This window comes from Actinomadura macra NBRC 14102 (genome assembly GCF_001552215.1).
Taxonomy (GTDB): domain Bacteria; phylum Actinomycetota; class Actinomycetes; order Streptosporangiales; family Streptosporangiaceae; genus Spirillospora; species Spirillospora macra.
The window spans coordinates 451297-473125 of record NZ_BCQT01000004.1 but is presented as its reverse complement, the minus strand read 5'-3'; the positions used below and the strand labels follow the sequence as shown (position 1 = coordinate 473125).

General features: G+C 72.3%; 18 protein-coding genes. 10 read left to right on the top strand and 8 right to left on the bottom strand.

The window, feature by feature from the left end; translation table 11 throughout:
- The 6 genes from AMA02S_RS06990 to AMA02S_RS06965 form a co-directional block, all read right to left on the bottom strand.
- Complete coding sequence (locus AMA02S_RS06990; protein ID WP_067453338.1) at positions 1–2727, bottom strand: O-antigen ligase family protein; 2727 nt, start codon at positions 2725–2727, stop codon at positions 1–3.
- A 16-nt stretch (positions 2728–2743) separates the two neighbouring features.
- Positions 2744–3988 carry a glycosyltransferase gene (locus AMA02S_RS06985; RefSeq protein ID WP_067453335.1) on the bottom strand — a complete coding sequence of 415 codons (1245 nt, stop codon included), beginning with the start codon at positions 3986–3988 and terminating at the stop codon, positions 2744–2746.
- A gap of 7 nt (positions 3989–3995) precedes the next feature.
- The gene (locus tag AMA02S_RS06980; RefSeq protein WP_067453332.1) at positions 3996–5219 is read right to left on the bottom strand and encodes a polysaccharide biosynthesis protein; all 1224 of its coding nucleotides are present in this window, start codon (positions 5217–5219) and stop codon (positions 3996–3998) included.
- 2 nt (positions 5220–5221) lie between these two features.
- On the bottom strand, positions 5222–6370 hold the full coding sequence (locus AMA02S_RS06975; RefSeq protein ID WP_067453329.1) for a DegT/DnrJ/EryC1/StrS family aminotransferase: 1149 nt from the start codon (positions 6368–6370) through the stop codon (positions 5222–5224).
- Positions 6371–6374: 4 nt separating this feature from the next.
- Positions 6375–7811: a GumC domain-containing protein gene (locus tag AMA02S_RS06970; protein WP_067453326.1), complete on the bottom strand. Its 1437-nt coding sequence runs from the start codon at positions 7809–7811 to the stop codon at positions 6375–6377.
- Positions 7812–7910: 99 nt separating this feature from the next.
- Entirely contained in the window at positions 7911–8570 is a 660-nt protein-coding gene (locus AMA02S_RS06965; protein ID WP_067453323.1) for a response regulator, read from the bottom strand.
- A gap of 214 nt (positions 8571–8784) precedes the next feature.
- Here AMA02S_RS06965 and galE point away from each other — a divergent pair, with 214 nt between their 5' ends.
- The 6 genes from galE to AMA02S_RS06935 all read left to right on the top strand — a co-directional run bounded on the left by galE (position 8785) and on the right by AMA02S_RS06935 (position 14734).
- Positions 8785–9792 carry a UDP-glucose 4-epimerase GalE gene (gene galE, locus AMA02S_RS06960; protein ID WP_067454001.1) on the top strand — a complete coding sequence of 336 codons (1008 nt, stop codon included), beginning with the start codon at positions 8785–8787 and terminating at the stop codon, positions 9790–9792.
- Between the two features lie 182 nt (positions 9793–9974).
- On the top strand, positions 9975–10583 hold the full coding sequence (locus tag AMA02S_RS06955) for a TetR/AcrR family transcriptional regulator (protein WP_067453320.1): 609 nt from the start codon (positions 9975–9977) through the stop codon (positions 10581–10583).
- A gap of 67 nt (positions 10584–10650) precedes the next feature.
- Positions 10651–11280: a LysE family translocator gene (locus tag AMA02S_RS06950; RefSeq protein WP_084264847.1), complete on the top strand. Its 630-nt coding sequence runs from the start codon at positions 10651–10653 to the stop codon at positions 11278–11280.
- A 100-nt stretch (positions 11281–11380) separates the two neighbouring features.
- Complete coding sequence (locus AMA02S_RS43980; RefSeq protein ID WP_067453314.1) at positions 11381–11986, top strand: TetR/AcrR family transcriptional regulator; 606 nt, start codon at positions 11381–11383, stop codon at positions 11984–11986.
- Positions 11983–13332 (top strand): MFS transporter, encoded by a 1350-nt coding sequence (locus AMA02S_RS06940; RefSeq protein ID WP_067453311.1) that lies wholly within the window; start codon positions 11983–11985, stop codon positions 13330–13332. Before AMA02S_RS43980 ends, AMA02S_RS06940 begins: the two co-directional genes overlap by 4 nt.
- Positions 13322–14734: a pyridoxal phosphate-dependent decarboxylase family protein gene (locus AMA02S_RS06935; RefSeq protein WP_067453308.1), complete on the top strand. Its 1413-nt coding sequence runs from the start codon at positions 13322–13324 to the stop codon at positions 14732–14734. The genes AMA02S_RS06940 and AMA02S_RS06935 overlap by 11 nt, the downstream gene beginning before the upstream one ends.
- 13 nt (positions 14735–14747) lie before the next feature.
- Here AMA02S_RS06935 and AMA02S_RS39980 read toward each other — a convergent pair whose 3' ends face one another.
- Positions 14748–16730: a D-alanyl-D-alanine carboxypeptidase family protein gene (locus AMA02S_RS39980; RefSeq protein WP_067453305.1), complete on the bottom strand. Its 1983-nt coding sequence runs from the start codon at positions 16728–16730 to the stop codon at positions 14748–14750.
- 209 nt (positions 16731–16939) lie between these two features.
- On the opposite strand from AMA02S_RS39980, the gene AMA02S_RS41445 reads away from it, so the two are divergent.
- Together AMA02S_RS41445 and AMA02S_RS06925 are read left to right on the top strand one after the other, a co-directional pair.
- On the top strand, positions 16940–17092 hold the full coding sequence (locus tag AMA02S_RS41445) for a hypothetical protein (protein ID WP_157430429.1): 153 nt from the start codon (positions 16940–16942) through the stop codon (positions 17090–17092).
- A gap of 64 nt (positions 17093–17156) precedes the next feature.
- The gene (locus tag AMA02S_RS06925; protein ID WP_067453303.1) at positions 17157–17579 is read left to right on the top strand and encodes a CBS domain-containing protein; all 423 of its coding nucleotides are present in this window, start codon (positions 17157–17159) and stop codon (positions 17577–17579) included.
- 36 nt (positions 17580–17615) lie between these two features.
- Here the strand turns inward: AMA02S_RS06925 and AMA02S_RS06920 are convergent, their stop codons facing one another.
- The gene (locus AMA02S_RS06920) at positions 17616–18803 is read right to left on the bottom strand and encodes an aminotransferase class V-fold PLP-dependent enzyme (RefSeq protein WP_369688376.1); all 1188 of its coding nucleotides are present in this window, start codon (positions 18801–18803) and stop codon (positions 17616–17618) included.
- A gap of 114 nt (positions 18804–18917) precedes the next feature.
- On the opposite strand from AMA02S_RS06920, the gene AMA02S_RS06915 reads away from it, so the two are divergent.
- Positions 18918–20801, top strand: a complete 1884-nt coding sequence (locus AMA02S_RS06915) for an ABC transporter ATP-binding protein (protein ID WP_067453300.1) — start codon at positions 18918–18920, stop codon at positions 20799–20801.
- Positions 20802–21269: 468 nt separating this feature from the next.
- Complete coding sequence (locus tag AMA02S_RS06910; RefSeq protein WP_067453297.1) at positions 21270–21785, top strand: sigma-70 family RNA polymerase sigma factor; 516 nt, start codon at positions 21270–21272, stop codon at positions 21783–21785.
- Positions 21786–21829: the final 44 nt, after the last annotated feature.

Below are 21829 nucleotides of genomic sequence, written 5' to 3'. Positions count from 1 at the left end.
TCACCCCTTGTCTCTCACGTGCCGGAACCACACCAGCAGCGCCGCCGTGGTGGCGACGAAGGACACCGATGTGGCGATGGCGGCGCCCACCGCGCCGTGGGCCGGAATCAGGATCACGCCGAGCACGACGACGACCAGCAGGCCGATGCCCTGCCCGGTGGAGGCGGCGCCGGGCCGTCCGACGCCGTACAGGTAGGCCATGACGAGCCCGGTGACGCCGAAGGTGACGACACCCGCCAGCCGGATGTAGGTCGGTGCGACCGCGTCATCGAACACGTCGCCGAACACCCAGGGCAGCGCCGTCCCGGCGATGAGCGCGAGCGGCAGCGCCGCGAGGACGGAGATGCCGAGCGCGGGCAGGATGAGCCGCGCGGTCCGCCGCGTCGCGGTCGCCCGGTCCTCCTTGGCGAAGTCGGGGTACAGGACGTAGTTGACCGCGAGCCCCGGAAGCTGGACGAGCTCGGCGAACTTGCTCGCGACCGTGTAGACGCCGAGCACCTTCGGCCCGGCGAGCGCGCCGAGCAGCGCCATGTCGAACCGGAGCTGGAGCAGGTCGATGAGCTGGCCGAGGTAGCCGCGGAACCCGTACCCGGAGATGGTGCGGCCGAGCCGGGGATCGGGCCGGCCCCAGCCGGAGAAGAAGCCGCGCCCGGCGAGCCGCCGCGCGATCCACGCGGTGGCGGCCACGTCGGCGAGGACGAGCCCGGTGATGAGCGCCCCCGGCCCGTACCAGCCGGTGAGGATCACCAGGTAGATGGGCAGGAAGACGAACTCCTCGACGGCGATGGCGAGGCTGGCGCCGTGCTGGTCGCCGGTTCCCTGGAGCAGCCCCTTGCCGACCGACACGAACCCCTGGGTGAAGGCCGGGACGGCGGCGGCGAGCGTGATCCAGAACCCGAACGACTGGAAGAACACGAGGTGGACGACCGGGCTGAGCGCGAGCCAGCCGAGCCCGCCGATGACCGCGCCGATGACCGTCAGCCACGCCAGGGTGGGCCGCACCCGGCTCTGGTCGTAGTCGTCCTTGGCGAGGAAGAACGGTGCGGCGGCGGGCAGCCCGGCGTTGGACAACTGGCACAGCAGACCCGGCAGGATCCGCACGAGCGTGAACGCGCCGACGAGCTTCGGCCCGCCGATCCGCGCGACCAGGATGGTGGCGATGCCGAGCGAGGCCAGCGCACCGACCCGTCCCGCCATGTTGCCGGCGACAAGCCTAAGCAGTCTATTACGGACCCTTCCGACCTCGGTCGTGGCCGCTTCGGTCGTCTGGTGCTCCCGGACGCTGCGATCGCGTGCGAAGCCAGGTTCGAGCTTGCGAGAACCTGATCGCGAAGCGAGCCCTCCAGGGCGAGTTCGGAGCGATGCAGTGATCGCCGCGGTGCCCGTTGAAGGAGGGCGTCCCACGCCCGACGCCGAGGGCGGCGCATTGGAAGAGCGTCCGAAGAGGTCTAGGGCGGCTATCAGGCCGAAGAAGGCCCAGCCGTGTCTGTAGTGCAGGGTTTCGTAGAACAGGCCGGAGATGAGGAACACGGCGACGAGGGCGCCGAACAGTTCCGGGTGCGGGACTAGCCGCGCGTACTCGCTGGTCAGTGCGTCTCGCCGCGCGATTCGCACACACTTGAGCAACAGCATGAAGACCAGCAGGATCAGCGCGATGCCGCCGAGGAACCCGCGTTCCAGGACCGAGGCGATGTAGTCGTTGTGCGCCTCGCGGACGTAGGTCTCCTGCTGGACCCGCATCTGCGACTCGGTCTGCCCGGCTCCGATGCCCCACGGGTGCGTCTGGTCCTCGATCATGTGGACGGTCGTGGCGAGGACGGTGCTGCGCGAGTTGGTGCTCTCCCCGGTCGTCCGTCCGATGGAGTCCCGCAGGATCGGCGACGCCTGGCTGGCCTGGTCGAGGTAGGGCTGGATGTCGATCTGGCTGAGGGCCGCGATGCCCCCGCCGCCGACGAACAGCGCGAGCGTCCCGGCCGCGATCGCGTGGTGCGCGCGGTCCTCGCGGAACAGCCGGAACAGGAACCCGAGCAGCACCGCCGCGCCGAGCGCGAGCGCGCCGCCGTTGGAGCCCGTCAGCAGTTCGGCGGCCAGGAGGATTCCGCACACCGCGTACCGTTTCCACGCCGTTTCCGGGAAGCGTGACGCACGCGCGATGAAGAAGACGCAGATGAACCAGTTGGACGCGTAGTTGGCGTCGCCGAAGGTGAACATGGCGCGCTCGCCGTCGATCTGCTTGCCCGACAGCGCCTCGATGCCGAGCACGAACCCGACGATCATGACGACCGCGTAGCAGGTGCCGATCCAGACGAAGGCGCGCAGGGCGAGCCGCAGCAGCGCGGGGTCGCGGCCGAGGTTGGCGACGCACACGGCCCACAGCAGGACGAACAGGTCCTTGAACAGCGTCAGCACGCCCGCGTCGTTCGCCAGCGAGGCGATCCCGCCGGCGATGATCGTCAGGAGCGTGGGGAGCAGGAACGGCCAGCGCAGCGGCAGCCGTCCGGAACCCGCCCACAGGAAGGTCACGGCGGTGACGCCGACGAGGACGAGGTCCGGTAGCCCGGTGTTGCCGGGGCCGGGCGGCAGCCCGGCGGGCATCAGCATCGGCAGCGAGGCGATGCCCACGACGAGGGCCACCGCGGTCAACCGCCACCGCCGCCGCGCCGGCGCGCCGGGTGCGGCGTCCGGCGTCGCGTCCGTGGCGGGGGGCGCGTGGAGGGTGGCGGTCATCGGTCCTTCTGTCTTCTCAGCGCCGGAACGGACGCTCGGACACGCCCCGGTAGGTCTCGTCCAGCACGGTTCCGAGGTGGGCGGGGGAGAACCAGTCACCGACGCGGGCGCGGGCGCGTTCGGCCATCCGCGCGGCGGCGGACGGGTCGTCCAGCAGTGCGGAGATCGCCCCGGCCAGCCGCTCGGGGTCGCCGGGCGGGACGAGCAGCCCCGTCTCGCCCGCGAGCACCAGGTCCTGGTTGGACGGGACGGCCGTCGCGACCAGCGGGATCCCCGCGCCGATGGCCTCGACCAGCACGCACGGCAGCCCCTCCCACCGGCTGGACATCGCCATCAGGTCGAACGCCGGCAGCACGGCGGCGACGTCGTCACGGTGGCCGAGCCAGCGCATCCGCTCGCCGACGCCGAGCTTCGCGGTGAGCCGCTCCAGCTCGCCCGCCATGGTGCCGCCGCCGACCCACAGCCCGAACACGTCGTCGGGGAGCCGCGCGAGGGCCTTGACGAAGATCTCCGGCCCCTTCTGGAAGGTGAGCCGGCCGATCGAGCCGACGACCTTCACGCCGAGCGGCAGGTCGAGGCGCCGCCGGGCGTGCGCGCGGGAACCGGGGGCGGTGGCGTAGGCGTCCACGTCCACGGCGGGCCACGACAGCCGGATCCGTTCCGGCGTCGCGAGGCCGAGCCGCAGCGCGGTCGTCACCGTCTCCGATCCGATCGCGAGGAACGCGTCGGTGTGCTTCGCCGCGACCCGTTCGAGCCGGATGTAGGCGCGGCGCCGCGCCCACGACTGGAACTCGTGGAACGGGAAGCCGTGCCAGGTGTGGACGATGCGCGGCACGCCCGCCCGCGCCGCCGCGACGCGGCCGATCACGCCGCCCTTCGCGCTGTGGGTGTGGACGACGTCGTACCGTCCCTCCGCCAGCACGCGGGTCAGGGTGCGCAGCGCGGCCCGGTCGTCGCGCGGTGAGATCTGCGGCACCAGCGGCCCGACCTGGACGATCTCCATGCCGGCCGCGTGCGCCTGCGGCGTGAGATCCCCCGCGGCGGCGTTCGCGACCGCCGCCTCCCCGTACAGCACGGTCTCCGTGCGGGACGAGGCGCTGCTGTCCATGCCGACGCCGCCGGTGACGATCGCGCGCTCGTAGCCGCCGTCGGGCAGGGACAGCGCGCCGTTCAGCGCCACCTGCCCCGCGCCGCCGTTGAAACGGGTGATCACCGTGGCGACCCGGAGCTTGCGGTCGCCGGTCGCGCTGCCACTGGTCACGGGCACCTCACAGACAGGGGACGTCGGGGCCCGGCCCCGCGTCGGGGAGGGGTGAGCCGCCGGCCGGCCGGGGCCGCCGGATCGGGTGGTACTCGGGCAGCAGCCGGCGCAGCAGCAGCCGCACCCGCGGCGCGTCGCCGGCCTCGGCCGCCGCCTCCAGCGCGTCGAGCAGCAGCGGCAGCCCGGCGGGCGGCGGCGCCGGGCGGGTCGCCCAGATCTTCGGGTGGACGGTGCGGATCCGGCGTTCGGAGTCGGCGAACGTCTTCTCCGCGAGCTTCTCGCCCGGCCCGAGGCCGCTGAACCGGATCGTCACCTCCGGCAGCCGGAGCTGTTCGGCGTAGCGGTGCACCAGGTCGACCACCGAGACGGGGCTGCCCATGTCGAGCACGAACGTCTCGGCCTCTTCGGCCAGCGCCGCGGCCTCGATGAGCAGTCCGGCGGCCTCCGCCACGGTCATCAGGTGCCGGGCCGCCTCCGGATGCGCGACGGTGATGGTCTCGCCGCAGGAGATCCGGTGCGCCAGCAGCGCCAGCAGCGACGCCGCCTCCCCGATGACGGTCCCGACCCGGACCGCCGCGAAGCAGGTGGGGCCGCCCGCCGCCGTCCGCAGCAGCAGTTCCCCGAGCCGCATCGTCGCGCCGAACACCGAGGTCGGGTCGGCGGCCTTGTCGGAGGAGACGAACACGAGCCGCGCCACGTCGTGGCGGACGGCGGCGTCCACCACGTGCCGGGTGCCGAGGACGTTGTCGGCGACGCCGCGGCACGGGTCCACCTCGACCTTCGCCAGCTCGTGCTGCGCCGCCGTGTGGAACAGCAGGTCGGGACGGGCCGCGGCGATGACCTCGTCGATGCGCCGCTCATCCCGGACGTCGGCCTCGGCCAGCGTGACCGTGTCCGCGTCCAGGAGCCCGGCGATGCCCCCCTCCAGGTTCCCGGCCAGCTCGCCTCTGAGCCGCGCCAGGCCCCGGACGTCCTTGTCGACCAGGCACAGTTCCGCCGGGGCGAGCCATCCCACCTGCCGGCACAGCGCGGACCCGACGGTCCCGCAGGCGCCGGTCACCAGCACGCGCCGGCCCCGGACGAGCCGCCGCCCGCGCCCGCCGGCCAGCACGACCTCGTCCCGTCCCATCAGCAGGGCGAGCGGTCCGGCCGCGACCGGGACGGGGTCCGGGCGGGGGGCCGAGCAGGGGCCGGGGGCCCTGCGGGGGAGGTGGGGCAGGAATCGGCGCACGGTCAGTCCCGGGCCCGCAGTGCCTCGGTGAGCGCGGAGACGACACGGTCCTGGCCGTCGGGCGACAGCCCCGGGTACAGCGGGAGTGACAGCAGCTCCTCGGCGACCCGGTCGGTCACCGGTACCCGCTCGCACTCCTGCGCGCCGAGGATCTGCCGGTAGGAGGTCATCTGGCTGGCCGGGATGAAGTGCACGGACGTCGCGACGCCCGCCGCCTCCAACTCGGCGATGAGCGCGTCCCGCTCGGGGACGCGCACCTGGTAGAGGTGCCACGCGTGCTGGACGCCGTCCAGCTTGCGCTGCGGCAGGGTCAGGCCGGGCAGGCCGTCCAGTGCCTCGTCGTAGCGGGCGACGAGCTCGCCGCGCGCCCGCTGCCAGGCGGGGAGCGCCGCGAGCTGCGCACGCCCGATCGATGCCTGGATATCGGTCATATTCGCCTTGAGTCCGATGTCCTTGACGTCGTACCGCCAGCTTCCGCCCGGCAGGTACCGCTTCCAGGAGTCCTTGCTCATCCCGTGCAGCCGCATCGCCCGCACCCGGTCGGCCAGGTCCTGGTCGACCGTCGCTATCGCGCCGCCCTCGCCGATCGGCATGTTCTTGGTGGCGTAGAAGGAGAAGCACGCCGCGAACGACTCCGACCCGACCGGCCTGCCCTCGCGCGCCGCCCCCGGGCCGTGCGCGGCGTCCTCGACGACCCGCGTCCGGTCCAGCCCGGCCGCTGCGGCGAGCGCCGGCACGTCCACCGGGTATCCGCCCTGGTTCTGGACGATCATCGCCCGCGGCGTGGTCCGGGCGGCGGCCGCGGCGACGGTCTCCGGGCTCGGCACCAGCGTGTCCTCGTCGATGTCCACCAGTACCGGCCGGTGCCCGGCGTGCAGGATCGCGTTGATCGCGCCGCAGAAGGTCAGGCTCGGCGTCAGGACCTGCGACCCCGGCGGCAGGTCCATGGCGCGCAGGCACAGCTCCAGCGCCGTCGTGCACGAGGCGACCGCGACGACGTGCGGCGCGCCCAGGAAATCGGCGAAGTCCTGCTCGAACGCCGCCGTCTGCGGCCCGGTGGTCACCCACCCCGAGTCGAGCACCTTCACGACCGCGTCCGACACCTCCCCGGCGAACGACGGGACGGTGAACGGAACCGTTGTCCGGCTCATCCGGCTACCCCCTCTTGCGCGTTGTCTTCCTGCTGGACGTGGCGACGACCCCGAGCAGCGGCCAGCCGGATGCCGCGACGAGGTCGCGGACCTCGTCCAGCCCCGAGACCGGCGTCACCGGCCCGACCACCGCGACCACGCCGACCTCGTCGTCGAGGCCCGGATCGATGTCCTCGAACGCGTGCACATGGCACAGCGCCCGAAGCGGTACCGGCTGGGTGACCTCCGAGGGGGAGACCGCCGCACCGGATTTCTTCGTCAGGACGGTGGTGCCACCGCCGGCACGGACGACCGAGGTGCTGCCCCTCCGCCCCGGCCCGGAACTGTTGGCGGACGGTGGGGCCGGCGCCTCGCCGTCGTCCGTGCCCTCGGGCTTGGGCCCGGCCTTGTGGCCCGCTCCCCCGCCCGCGCCGTCGCCCGCGCCGTCGTTCGGGTCCGCGCGTCCGGAACGAGTCGTGACGACCTTCGTCGCGTCCCCGTACACCGCCGCCGCGACCGAGGACACCAGCGCCGCGGGCAGCGGGCCCGAGGTGCCCACGAGCGCCACCCGTACGACGCCCTTGCGCCGCGCGGCCAGCCTGATCCGCCGTCCGAGGTCGGCGAGCTCCGCCGGTCCCCGGTCGGCCCAGCCGAGCAGCGGCACGCCCAGCCGCACGGCCACCCGCCGCTGCCCCGGGATGGTGGGACGGACCATCTCCGTCACCACCGCGATCAGGATTCCGCCGACCAGGCCGACCAGGCCCGCGACGACCGACATCATGACCACCGGGTTCGTCTTCGGTGCGAGCACCGCCGGCTGCACCACCGACGCCGTCCCCGCCGCCGAGAGTTGCGCGCGCAGGTCCGAGCGGTTCGACCGCAGGTCCGTCAGCTCCGCCTGCACCCGCTCCCGTTCGTTCGCGGCGCCGATGTCGGGGTTGGGCTGAGCCCCCGCCCGCCGCGACAGCGGGCCGAGCCTTTTCTCCAGCTCCCGCACCCGCTTGTCGATGCTCGTGATCTGGTTCGTTATCGAGCCCTGGTTCGACTCGTTGATCTCCTTGACGACCTCGACGCCGATGGCGTCGGCGAGCTTGCGCGCCACTTCGGGGTCGGTGTCCTTCACCGACAGCTGCACCACCGTGGACGTCCCGAGCCCGGTGACCCCGATCGCCTTCGCGATCTTCTCCGGCGAGCGGTGCACGCCCTGCCTGCGCAGCACGTCCTCCAGCAGGTTCCGGCTCGTGGCGAACGCCTTCACCTGGCTGACCACGATGCTCACGCCCGCGTCGCCGGGGGCCGCGTCGGTGGCTCTGCTGCTCGCCTGGAGGCGCGACTCCGCGACGGCCGGCGGATCCTGACCGCTCATGAACATCCCCACCAGCAGCAGTGGGGCGACCGTCATGACCAGCAGGAGCGCCCAGTAGGTACGAATTACGCGCGCGGCGACTTCGTCGATCTCCACGATCCACCCTCCGGCTTCGTCAGGGCCGAGCGTAGAAAGCCCGATTCCCCCGGAAATCGCCCAAACGACGACCCTGCACTACGCCGTTTGCATCAGAGATCAGCCGCGCGGGCGCATCCCGGCCCGCATCGCGAGGGTGATGGCCTCCAGCGCCGAGTGCAGGTCGAGCTTCGCCAGCAGGTTCTGCGTGTGCGTCCGGACGGTGTTGGCCGACAGCCCGAGCCGTTCGGCGATCTCGGCGCGGCCGAGCCCGTCGACCATGCACTGGAGCACCTCCCGCTCGCGCGGCGTCAGCGCCGCCAGCAACCGCGCGCCGCCGTTCGGCTCCGCCGCGCCGGTCTGGAGCCGGCGCAGCACCTCGCCGAGCAGGTCGGGCGGGATCCAGCCGCCCTGCCGCGCCGCCGACCTGATCACCCGTGCGACGAGGTCGGCGCTCTCGGTCTTCGACAGCCACCCCACCGCCCCGCGCCGGACCGCCTGCACCAGCGTGTCCAGATCGTCCATCGCGGTCAGCACGACCACCCGGACCTCCGGATGCGATCTGCGAACCCGGTCCAGGACGTCCAGGCCGCTCTCGGCGCCCAGGGTCATGTCGAGGACGAGCACCCGGGGGCGTTCGGTGGCGGCCAGCGCGAGCGCGCGCCGCACGTCCGCGGCGACGGGAAGGATCACCAGGTCGGGTTCGCGCTGTAGCCGGGCGGACAGCGCCTCGGCGAACAGCGCGTGGTCGTCCACGATCAGGACGCGGATGGGTTGCATTCCCCGACCATGAACGTTGCGCGGGCCGAGCGGATCCTGCAAACGCTGTACTCGTCACCGGCCGTTCGTGGCCACCGGAAAGAGCCGTGCGCGGACGCCTCGGAGCGGTCCGGGGTTCACGCTCGACCGGAGCCGGTCAGCCCGGGAACGACCGTTGACCACGGTGCGTTCGCTGCTGATCCTGAGCGTGACGATCCGAGAACGGGGATGCCGCATGAAAGTCCTGATCACAGGAGGAGCCGGGTTCATCGGAAGCACGATCGCCTCCGCCTTCGCGGAGCGCGGGATCACGCCCGTGGTGCTCGACAGCCTGATCACCGGCAGGCAGGAGTTCACCAAGGGCAAGATCTTCTATGAGGGGGACATCGGCGACGGTGAACTCCTCGACCAGATCTTCCTGGCTCATCCGGACATCGCCGTCACGGTGCACTGCGCCGCGCTCATCGTGGTGCCGGACTCGATGACCGATCCCGAGCGTTACTACCGTGTCAACCTGACGAAGACGCTGGAGCTCGCGGGGCATCTCATCCGCAACGGATGCGACCGGATGATCTTCGCGTCCACCGCTGGGATGTACCGCCCCGAAGACGACCTGTCGGTCTCCGAGACCTCTGCGCTGGAGCCGCAGAACCCCTACACGCGCTCGAAGATGATGGCGGAACTCCTCCTGGAGGACCTCTCCCGAGCCTACGGTCTGCGCGTCATCTCGCTGCGCTACCTCAACCCGATCGGCGCGGACCCGCGGTTGCGGACGGGCCTGCAGAACAGCAAGCCCACCCACGCCCTCGGCAAGATGATCGAGTCCTACGAGAACGACGTCCCCTTCAAGATCACCGGTATCGACTGGGACACGCGCGACGGCACGGCCATCCGCGACTACATCCACGTCTGGGACATCGCCCGCGCCTTCTGCGAGGCGGCCACCCGCTTCGATTCGGTCATCCCGCCGCTCCAGCCCGCCGGACGCACCGGCTACCAGGTCATCAACCTCGGGACGGGCGACGGCACCACCGTCCGGGAACTGGTCACCGCCTTCCGCGAGGTCGTCGGCGACGGCTTCCAGGTCGAGGACGCCCCCGCGCGTCCAGGCGACGTGGTGGGCGCCTTCGTCCGCCCGGCCAAGGCGCGGGACCTGCTCGGCTGGCAGCCCGAGTACACGATCGAGGATGCCATCCGCCACTCCCTCCAATGGGCTGAACGGCGCCGGCAGAGCGCCGCCTGACCCGCCCGCACGGGCCTGTCCGGTCCTTCCAGCACCCCGGCCGGGAGGACCGAACGGGCCGGTTGCCGTGCCCGCAGGCCTCCGTAGGTGAATGGTTCGCCGCGAAAAGCGTGAACCAGCAATTTGCGGTGCTCGGGACAGATATGCGGGAGAGTGTGGGGGGAGTACGGCGAGGAGGCGCATTGAGCGGCGATGGGCGGTTCACCGTCACGCGAAGGCTGACCAAGGATCAGCAGGCCAGGCGGGAGCGGCTGATCGAGTCGGCGCGCGAACTCGCGCTTGAAGGCGGCTACCCCGCCGTCACCATGCATGACGTGGCCGACCGCGCCGGCGTCGCCCGCGCGACCGTGTACCGGTACTTCGCCACCAAGGATCACCTGCTCACCGAGGTCGCCGCCACCTGGGCGCACCGCGTCACGCACGACATCGACGCGCTCGCCGTCGGCGACACCCCGATCGAGCGGCTGACCGCGCTGCTGGAGCGGATCGTGTTCGTCGCGGCCGCGGAGCCGGCGCTGACCTCCGCCATCATCCAGGCTGTGACCTCGGACGACTCCAGCGTGGACGACGCCCGCACCGTGCTGTTCCTGTTCGTGCGGGACCGGCTCTCGGCGGCGATCGGCGACCCGCTGCCCGAGCGCGACGACGTCGAGCTCGTCCTCGGCCACATCCTGCTCGCCGCCCTGCTCAGCCTCGCGTCGCTACGCCGCCCCGTCGAGGAGGTCGCCGCGATGGTCCGCACGTCCGGACGGCTCGTCCTCGCGGGGGCGATGGTCGCCACCGGAACGTGATTGGTCCGGTTTCCGCGGCACCCATTGGCCCTGCTGATCGGACCATCACGCCCCTAGCGTGGCGACGGTGACGAACCCCCTGCTGTTCCTCCTCGCGGCGGTGACGCTGGTCGCCGTCCCCGGGCCCAACCACCTGTACATCACCACCCGCAGCATCGGTGAAGGACGGCGGGCCGGGATCCTGTCGGCGTTCGGCGTCCAGACCGGCACCCTCGTACACGTCGCGGCAGCGGCGGCAGGACTGTCGGCCGTCGTCGCCGCGTCCGCCACCGCGTTCGGTGCCCTGCGCTACGCGGGCGCCGCCTACCTGGTGTACCTCGCCTACCGGACGCTGCGCGGCGGGGACGACCGCGAGGAGATGCGGATCAGGCCGCAGACGCCGCTGCGCGTCTACCTCGACGGCATGCTGGTGAACGTCCTCAACCCGAAGGTCGTGCTGTTCTTCCTGGCGTTCCTGCCACAGTTCGTCGACCAGGACGCGGGCGCCGTGCCGGCGCAGATCGTGGTGCTCGGACTCGTCCTCAGCTCGATCGGGCTGATCGCCGATCTGACCTATGCGGTCGCGGCGGGCTCGATCGGCGCGTGGCTGCGCGCCCGGCCGTCCTTCCAGCGCCGCCAGCGGTACGTGACCGGCGCCATCTACCTCGGTCTCGGCGCCGCCGCCGTGTTCGCCGGCCCGAGCGCGCGCCGCGCCTGACGTGCGCCGCGCCTGACGTGCTGCACCTGACCTGCACCGCAGCTAACACTCTCCATCAAGCGATTGACCGAAATGTCGGCAGGCACTTACGGTGTGCCGCATGACCAGCGACCCCGGCAGGGAGCGCATCCTGGACGCCGCGACGCGGCTGTTCGCCGCCCTCGGTTACGACGGCACCTCCACCCGGATGATCGCCGAAGCGGCGGGGCTCAACATCGCCACGGTCGCCTACCACGTCGGCGGCAAGCGCGACCTCTACCTGGCCGTCATGGAGCGCGCCCACCAGCGCGAACGGTCCGCACTGGAATCGGCGCTCGCCGGCCTGACCCCGGACGCGGCGGGAGTGCTGCGGCTCCTCGACCGCTACGTCGACTTCTGCGCCGAGCATCCGGAGATCCCCGCGCTGTGGATGCACCGCTGGCTGTCGGACGCCTCCGACGTCGCCCACCTGGAGGACCTCTACGTCCGGCCGCTCATGGAGACGGTCGTCGGCGCCGTCGGCAAGTCCGTCGACGACGACATCGACGTCGAGTACGTGGCGTGGACCGTCATCTGGTGCACCCACGGCTTCGGGAACGGCGGCGTCCTGGACGCCGACGGGCGCCGCCGCGGCATGGACGACCCCCGCGAGCTGGCCCGGTTCCGCGCCCATCTGCGCCGCCTCGTCACCACGGCGCTCCGCCTTCCGGAGGGGGACGCGCGGTGACGGACGTCCTGTCCCGGCGGCATCTGATCGGCTACGGGATCGGGTCGGTCGGCACCGGCGTCTTCTCCGCCGTCCCGGGGTTGCTGCTGCTGTACTACCTGACCGACGTGCTCGGGGTGACGGCCGCGGTCGCCGGTGTCGTGCTGGTCGTCCCGAAGGCGTGGGACGTGTTACTCAACCCCGTCGTCGGCGCCGCCAGCGACCGCGAGGCCGTCCGGACCGGCCGCCGCACCCGGCTGCTGCTCACCGGTTCGCTGGCCCTGCCGGTGCTGTTCGCGGGCATGTTCGCCGCGCCCGTGGACTCGCCCGGCTTCGCCGCGGCCTGGACCGGCGTGATGTTCCTGCTCGCCGCCAGCGCGTTCGCGTGCTTCCAGGTCCCGTACGTGTCGCTGCCCGCCGAGATCTCCGGCGCGCCGTCCGAGCGGGGACGCGCGATGGCGTGGCGGGTCGTGTGCCTGACGCTCGGGATCCTCCTCGCGGGCGGCCTCGCCCCCGCGCTGTCGGACTCCGCCGGGGGAGGACGCGCCGGGCACGCGCTGATGGGCGCCGTCGTCGGAGCCGCGATGGGCGCCGCCATGGTCGCGAGCGCCCTGTCCACCCGCTGGATCCCGTCCCGCCCGGGGCCGCGGTCGCTCGGCTTCGCCGCCGCGCTGCGCGTCGCACGCGGCAACCGGCCGTTCTTCGCGCTGCTCGCCTCCTATGTCCCGCAGACGCTGGCCCTCGCGGTCATGCTGGCGGCCGCACCCTACGTCGCGACGTACCGGCTCGGCGACTACGGGCTCACCTCGGCGATGTTCGTGTGCATGGTCGGGCCGAGCGCGTTCGCCGTCCCGCTGTGGCGGCGGCTGTCGCGCACGCACGGCCACGTCCCCTGCTACCTGCTCGCGCTCCTGCTGTTCGCCGTGGCGGCCGTCGCGCTGTACCCGGCGGTCACCTCCGGTTCGACGGCCACCGTCCTCGCCCTCACCGCCGTCGCCGGGGTCTGCTACGCGGGCGTCCAACTCCTGCCGCTGTCGCTGCTGCCCGAGACCGTCCACGCCGACGCCGGACGCAGCGGGCACGCGCAGTCCGGCGCGTTCACCGGCCTCTGGACGGCCGCCGAGACCGGCGCGCTCGCCCTCGGCCCCGGCGTGTTCGCCCTGATCCTGGCGCTGGTGTCGTTCCGGTCGTCCGACCTTGACAGCCCGGTCCACCAGCCCGGCTCGGCGCTCACCGGCCTCACCGCCGGTTTCACGCTCGTCCCCGCACTGCTCCTGCTGCTGAGCATTCCGCCCCTGCTGGCCTACCGCAGCCGGGCCGCCGCCCACCGACGCACCACCGAGGAGGCCAGCACCCATGTCGTCTGACCACCTGCCCGAGACCGGCCGCACCGCCGCCGACCTGCGGTTCGAACTCGCCCGGCTCCGCAACGCGGACCTGCCCGTGCGCGGCGGCCAGGTCACCGCCTACGTCTACGACACCGGCCGCGACGCCGTGCACGACCTCGCCGCGGGCGCCTACCTGGAGATGCTGGAGGTCAACTGCCTCGACCCGACGGCCTTCCCCAGCGTCGTCACGCTGGAACGGCAGGTCGTCGCCGCGGTTGCGGACAGGCTCGGCGGCGGGACGGGCATCTTCACCAGCGGCGGCACGGAGTCGATCATGCTGGCGGTGAAGGCGGCGCGGGACGCCCGCCCGGTCGGGGAACGGCCCCAGATCGTCCTGCCCGTGACAGCGCACCCCGCCTTCCACAAGGCCGCGCACTACCTCGGTATGGAGGTGGCCACCGTCCCGGTCGACGCCGGGTTCCGGGCCGTGCCGTCCGCCGTCCGCGCCGCGATCACGCCCCGGACCGTGCTCGTCGTCGCGTCCGCGCCGTCCTATCCGCACGGCGTGCTGGACCCGGTCGAGGACATCGCCGCCATCGCCGCCTCCGCCGGCGTCCTGTGCCATGTGGACGCCTGCGTCGGCGGCTGGGTGCTGCCCTGGCTGCGGGACGCCGGACGCGACGTCCCGCCGTTCGACCTGTCCGTGCCCGGCGTGACCTCGCTCTCCTGCGACCTGCACAAGTACGGCTACGCCCCCAAGGGCGCCTCGGTCGTGCTGTTCGCCGACGAGTCGCTGCGCCGCCACGCCTACTTCGCGTCCGCCGGATGGCCCGGCTACACGGTCATCAACGCGACCGTCCAGAGCAGCAAGGGCGCCGGTCCGCTCGCCGCCGCCTGGGCGACGCTGAACGCGGTCGGTGCGGAGGGTTACCGCGACCTCGCGGTCCGCGCCATGACCGCCGCCGAGAGGCTCATCGCGGGCGTCGCCGACATCCCCGGGCTGCGCGTGCTCGGCGAGCCCGCCGTCCCCCTCGTCGCCGTGGCCTCCGACGACCCGGCGCTCGGCGTCTTCGTCCTCGCCGACGAGGCGCGGGCCCGCGGCTGGTTCTTCCAGCCGCAGCTCTCCTACCAGGGCATCCCGGCCAACCTGCACTTCACCCTGACCGGCGTCAGCGACGTGGAGGCGCTCCTCGCCGCGCTTGCCGACGCGGCGAAGGCCGCCCGCGCCGCCGGACCACCCGACGTCCCGCCCGGCCTCACCGAGGCGGTCGCCGCCCTCGATCTCGACGACCTGGACGACGCCGGGTTCGCCGGCCTCCTCGACGCGGTCGGCGACGTCGGCTCCGGGCTGGCCGTCGTCAACACCGTCCTGGACGCGCTGCCCCTCGCCACCCGCGAGAAGCTCCTCGTCCGCTACCTGTCGGCCCTCTACGCGGGTTAGCCGTCCCCGCCGGTCAGCCGATACGGATCAGTTTCTCCAGCGGCGACGGCTTGGCCAGGCGCCGGTCGAGCTTCAACGGCACCTTCGCCGCGCCCGCGGTGATCCACCCGACCTGGTCGCCGGTGGCGCCCTGCCGGGGCGGGTCGCCCTGGACGGCGACCGGCACCGTCAGCCCCGGCCACCCCACCACGGTCACGGCGGACGCGGCGCGCACCGGTGCCCCGCCCCCGAGCCCGTCGTCGATGCGCGCCACCCTGGCGTTCGCCGGCGCCAGCGTCGCCGCCGTCAGCGCGCCCTCGGCCGCCGCGACGAGATGCTGACCGGCGGTCACCGCCGCCATCGCGCTCGTGGACCGCTGTCCCATCACCGCGCCCACGATCAGCGTCGTCACCCCCGCCACCCTCTTGCGCGCCGCGAACACGAAGTTCCCGCCCGCCGCGTCCGTGTAGCCGGTCTTACCGCCGACCACGCCGTACTGCCCGAGCAGGATGTTCCCGCCCGGCCGCGGGGAGCCGCCTTCGGCCGGAACGTAGGCGGGATGGTTGACGACCTCTGCGAACGCCGGGACCTTCATCGCCGCGCGCAGCAGTTTCACCTGGTCGGCGGCCGTGCTGACCGTCCGCGAGTCGTAGCCGCTCGGGTCGGTGTACGTCGTGCTGGTCATGCCGAGCTCGCGCGCCGTCGCGTTCATCTTCGCCACGAACGCCGCCTCGTCACCCGAGTCCCAGCGCGCCAGCTCGTGCGCCACGTCGTTCGCCGAGATGATCATCAGTGCTTCGAGGGCCTTGCGCTGGGTGAGCCGCTGGTTCGCCGTCACGCCGAGCAGCGACTCCTCCCGCTTGCGGCGCGCCGGGATCTGCGCCGCCGCCTGCGGCGACACCGTCAGCACCGGGCCCGGCTCGCCCTGCCGCAGCGGATGGCCGCGCAGGTACACGTACGCGGTCATCACCTTGGCGACGCTCGCGGTCGGCGTCGGTGCCGACCCGCCGGACGCCCCCATCGCCCCGAGCCCCTCCACGTGGACGGCAGACTGCCCCTGCGCCGGCCACGGCAGCGCCGGAGCCGCGCCAGGGAACGTGTGCCGGGCCGCCGAGGACAGCGTCATCTCAAGCGTCGGGTCGGGTGCCGGCCGGACGAGTTGCCCGGTCACCACCCCCGCGACCAGCACCGCCGCCGCCAGCACGATGACCAGCGGCCGCCGCCCCCGGCGGGGTCGCCCCGCGGCCTCGTGCGCCGCCGCGCCGACCGGCGGCGTGGGTGCCGGGGGCACGGGCGCCAGTGGTTCAGGCGCTGCGGGTTCGGGCGCTGCGGGTGCGGGTGGTACTGGTGCTGCGCGTTCGGGCGCCGGTGCGGGCGCCGGTGCGGGCGTCGGCGGTGTCTGGGCTGGTCGCGCGGGGGCCTGGCCCTCCCACGGGACCGTCCACTGCCCGGACGACCGAGTTCCCGGGAGTCCGGGGTCGGCCTGTGGGGGCATCGCCGCCTCCCACGGCCCCTGCACCGGCGGCGCAGGCTGGGGCGGCTCCGCCGGGGGCTCGGGCGCGGGGTCGGGCGCGGGCGCGAAGGCGGGCTCCTCGCGCGTCCGCATCTGTACGGGGGTGTCCTGGACGGTCGGCGACGGACTCTTGCGGACGGAGATGTCGGGCCTGGTCAGCGACGCGGCCTTCTTCTGGGACGCCTCGTCCGGCGTCTCCTCGTGTGCCTCCGGCTCGGCGACTTTCGGGATGCGGAACTCCGCCGTCCCGGCGCGCGCCGGCTCCGGTCTGGGTGCCGCGGGCTCCTCCGCCGCGACCTCCTCGGCAGCCTGCGGGTCGGTCGCGTCTTCGGACGTGACGTCTTCGGACGTGACGTCCTCGGCGGTCTCTTCCTCAGCGATCTCGTCCGGGGGAGCCTGTTGCCCGGGGGCCGGGTCCTCGACGGTGTCCGGCCGGACGGCGTGCTCCGATTCCTGCTGGGCGTCGGCCACGGCCAGACCCTCCTCGTCTCTGTCTCCCGACACGCGGACAGGCCGACCCGCAGGTAGCGCGCTCCTTCACCGTCAACCCCCGTGCACATTGAAGGATGCGAAGTTTAGCCGGAAGGTTCACTTCGTTACGCATTAGTGATCTTGATTTCGCGCGCCGTCGTGAACCCGGGTGCGGGGTTGCGGAGATACACCGCTGACACAGTCCCCACGGGAAGTCCGGTCCGCATGCCATGGTGTCAGCGATGACCGCAGCTTCGGCTGGTATGCCCATTACGGGGGTGCCCGCCGCGCCTGGCGCGCCCACCGCCCCGGTGCGACCCGCGCCCCAGGACCCGGCCCGGGTCGTCTGGGACGGCGCGGCCGCCGAGAAGCTGTTCTCCCAGTTCCGGGAGTGAGCCGTTTCCTGCCGGGTAGGGCCCGACCCGTCCCGGGTCCGGAGAAACGACTCAAGGAGTGAGCATGGCCACGAAGATCCGCGACATCATGACCGGCTCCCCGACGTCCGTGTCCCCGGACCTCGACCTCGTCACGGTGGCGCGCGCGATGCGCGACGAGGACATCGGCGCCGTCCTGGTGATCGCGGAGGACGATGATCTGATGGGCCTGGTCACCGACCGCGACCTGGTGGTCCGCGGCCTCGCCGCGGGCGGCGACCCGAGCCGGGCCAAGATCGGTGCGATCGCCAGCAGCGTCACCGCCACGATCGGTCCCGACGACTCCCCGGACAAGGCCGCGCAGGTCATGCGGGAGCGCTCGGTGCGCCGCCTCCCGGTCCTGGAGGACGGCCGTCCGGTGGGCATCGTGTCCATCGGTGACCTCGCGATCGAGAGGGACTCCGGCTCGGCCCTCGCCGACATCAGCGCCGCCCGCTCGAACGGGTGACCGGACGGCGCGCCCGTCGCCGGGCGCGCCCTCGGCTCACCGGGGGAGGGCGGTCAGGAGGAGGTCGATCTCCTCCTCGGTGTTGTAGTAGTGGACGGACGCCCGCACCGCGCTGGGAAGCGCGCTCGTGTCGTAACCCTGGGAGCGCGGGCTCGTCGTGTTGACGTTGACGCCGCGCTCCCGCGCCGCCTTCTTGATGGCGGCGGGGTCGTGGCCGTCCACGGTGAAGGTGACGATTCCCGACGGCCTCTTCCCCTTGTCCAGGACGGACGTCCGCGGATGCGCGGCGAGCCGCTCGCGGAGCAGGCCGGCGAGGCTCGTCACCCGGTCCTGGATCGCCTCGATGCCCACCTCGGACGCGTAGCGCGCGGCGACTCCCAAGGCGATCTGCCCGGCGACGTACCGTTCCCATGTCTCGAAGCGGCGGGCGTCCTCACGGATCTCGTAGCCGTCCGGAGCCTTCCAGGTCGCGGAATGCAGGTCCAGGAACGGTGGCTCCAGCATGAGCAGGATTCCGCGCCGCACGAAGAGGAAACCCGTCCCGCGCGGGCCTCGCAGGTACTTGCGGCCGGTCGCCGACAACATGTCACAGCCGATCTCGTCCACGTCCACGGTGAGCTGCCCGACCGACTGGCACGCGTCCAGCAGGTAGAGGACGCCGTGCTCGCGGCAGAGCCGTCCGACCGCCGCGGCGGGATTGACCAGCCCGTTGTGCGTGGGGATGTGGTTCAGCGACACGAGCCGCACATCGCCCCTCGACAGTTCCGCGTCCAGCGCGTCCAATGACAGGGTGCCCTCCGCGTCGTCCGGGATCACGTCCACGCGGACCCCCTTGCTCGCGGCCACCTGGCGGTAGGCGATCGCGTTGCTGGAGTACTCGCTCGTCGTCGTGAGGATCCGGTCGCCGGGCGCGAACGGGATGGCGTAGAACATCATGTCCCACGCCCGGGTGGCGTTCTCCACATAGGCGATCTCGTCCGGGTTCGCCCCGATCAGTTGCGCCACCGCCGTATAGAAGCCCTCGGTCGCCGCCGCGTTCTGTTCGGCCGCCTCGTACCCGCCGATGGCCGCCTCCAGAGCGAGGTGCTCCGTCAGCGCCTCGATCACCGGGCGCGGGGGCAGCGCCGCCCCCGCGTTGTTGAGATGTGCCACGTTCTTGCAGCCGGGAGTGTCCATGCGCGCCCTGCCGATGTCCACATGCAGCCCTTCGTAGAAGATCTTCACCGCGCAGTGTCGTACCCATGAGCGATGCTGAACACCTGCCGACCACTTGACCTCAACGTTCCTTGAGGTCTCATGATGCTCTAGCGAGATCCTCTAAGAACGGAGTGGCGAACGATGGACATGGAAGTGACCGCGTGGATGTCCCTGCATCACGCGATGAACGCGAAGGACGACCGTCGGCCCTTCTCCAAGGCGACCCTGCGAAGAATAGGACGCTTCGCCCGCCCTCATAGACGGCTGCTGTACGCCTTTTTGGCACTGAGCGTTGTGATGGCGGTCCTCGCGGTGGCGACACCTGTGCTGGCCGGACGGGTCGTCGACGCCATCGTCGACCATTCCGCGAGTTCCACCATCGTCAAGCTCGCCGTGCTGATCGCCTTGCTCGCGCTCGCCGAGGGCGCGCTGGGGCTGGCCAACCGGTGGCTGTCGGCCCGCATCGGCGAGGGGTTGATCCTCGATCTGCGCACCGCCGTCTTCGACCACGTCCAGCGGATGCCGGTCGCCTTCTTCACCCGTACCCGCACCGGCGCCCTCGTCAGCCGCCTGAACAACGACGTGATCGGCGCCCAGCGGGCCTTCAGCGACACCCTGTCCGGCGTTGTCAGCAACCTGGTGATGCTGCTGCTCACCTTCGCCGTGATGATCGGCATCTCCTGGCAGATCACCCTGCTCGCCCTCCTGCTGCTGCCCGTCTTCGTGCTCCCGGCCCGCCGCATGGGCACCCGCCTGGCCCGCCTCGAACGCGAGGCCGCCGCCCACGACGCCGCGATGAGCACCCAGATGACCGAGCGGTTCTCCGCCCCCGGCGCCACGCTGGTGAAGCTGTTCGGACGCCCGGCCCGCGAGTCCGCCGAGTTCGCCGCCCGCGCCCGCCGCGTCCGCGACATCGGCGTCCGCACCGCGATGGTGCAGCACGTCTTCATCACCGCGCTGACCATGGTGTCGGCCCTCGCGCTCGCCCTCGTCTACGGGCTCGGCGGCTGGTTCTCCCTGCGCGGCACCCTGGACGCCGGCGCGGTCGTCTCCCTCGCCCTCCTGCTGACCCGCCTCTACGCGCCCCTGACCGCCCTGGCCAGCGCCCGCGTCGAGGTCATGAGCGCCCTGGTCAGCTTCGAGCGGGTCTTCGAGGTGCTCGACCTGAAGCCCCTGGTCGCCGAGAAGCCGGGCGCCGGCACCGTCCCCGACGGCCCCGTCGCCGTCGAGTTCGACGACGTCCGCTTCGCCTACCCATCCGCCGACAAGGTCTCCCTCGCCTCCCTCGAAGAGGTCGCCACCCTCGACACCCGCGGCGGCGTCGACGTCCTGCACGGCGTCTCCTTCCGCGCCGAACCCGGCCAGATGGTCGCGCTCGTCGGCTCCTCCGGCGCCGGCAAGTCCACAATCGCCCAGCTCCTCCCGCGCCTCTACGACACCGACACCGGCGCCATCCGCCTCGGCGGCGTCGACGTCCGCGACCTCACCTTCGAGTCGATCCGCGACACCCTCGGCATGGTCACCCAGGACGGCCACCTGTTCCACGAGTCGATCCGCGACAACCTTCTGCTGGCCCGCCCCGAAGCCGAGGAGGACGAGCTCTGGGACGTCCTGCGCCGCGCCCGCCTCGACACCCTCATCGAGGGCCTGCCCGACGGCCTCGACACCATCGTCGGCGAGCGTGGTTACCGCCTGTCCGGCGGCGAACGCCAGCGCCTCACCATCGCCCGCCTCCTCCTCGCCCGGCAACGCGTCGTGATCCTGGACGAGGCCACCGCCCACCTGGACTCCACGTCCGAGGCCGCCGTCCAGGAGGCCCTGGCCGAAGCCCTGGACGGCCGCACCGCCGTGGTCATCGCCCACCGCCTCAGCACCGTCCGCGCCGCCGACGTCATCCTGGTCGTCGAGGCGGGCCGCATCATCGAACGCGGCACCCACACCGATCTCCTGGCCGCCGGAGGCCGCTACGCCGACCTCTACCGCACCCAGTTCAACGACAACACCCCGCTGGAACCGGTCGCCTGAACCACCACTCGCCAGCCGTCCCCACGTCCGGCATCTCGCATCGGGAGCCGTGGACGAACCCCGCCGGATGACTCGGCGGGGTTCTCGTCGTCCTGGACGCGTCGTGGATGCCGTCGGAAGGTCAAGGAGAGCTGGACGCGACAAAAAGTCGGGACCGGGCTTCTCATTGATCTTGGTTTTGCCCTCTTACAAGCGATGGCTCGTCCCCCACGGCCCGGCGTTTCCAGCGGCCGAGGCGGGCCATGGACGGGAGGACGAATGCGATGCAGCTGGTAACGGCGGTAGGGGCGGTGGCCCCGGTGCTGGCCGCGGTGATCCTGGTGGCCGACACCCGGCTCAGGGCCCGCCGCGGCCGCGGCGGGCCCGCCGGCGATGAGTAGCCGTGATTCTCCAGAGCCTGGCCCCGCCCACCGACCGGCCCCGGCCAACCTCGATGCCTGCGGCGGCCCCAGCACCAGGATGGTGGCGATGCGGCAGGACTTCCTGGACTTCGTTGACGCCGAGTACGCCCTCGTGGTCCGGTTCGTGATGTACACCGGCGCGAGCCTGGCCGACGCCCGCGACGCCGCCCAGCACATGGCCCTGCAAGGATGGCGCAAGGTGCTGGACGGAGTGTGGGATCAGGTCACCAACCCGCCTGCATGGGCGCGGACCGTCGCCCTCAACCACCACCGCGCTCAGCATCGCAACGACCCTGGGTTCCCGCTCGGCACCAGCATCGATCCTCCCGAACCCGGCCCCGACCACGCCGAGCTGACCGGCCAGGCCCGCGATCTGGTCACACTCTTACGATCCCTGGACGCCGACTGTCGCTCGGTGTTCGCGTTCGATCTCGACGGCTTCTCCAGCGCCGACATCGCCGCCGCACTGAACATCACGCGGCGCAAGGTCTTGGACCTGAGAGCCAAGGCCCGCCGGCAACTGAAACGACATCCCTGCATCACAGACATCACCGGCCGGGAGAGGAGGACCACCAGTGGATAACACACCCCCGGACGGGCCCGGTAACCCCAGCGACGACCCTGCCG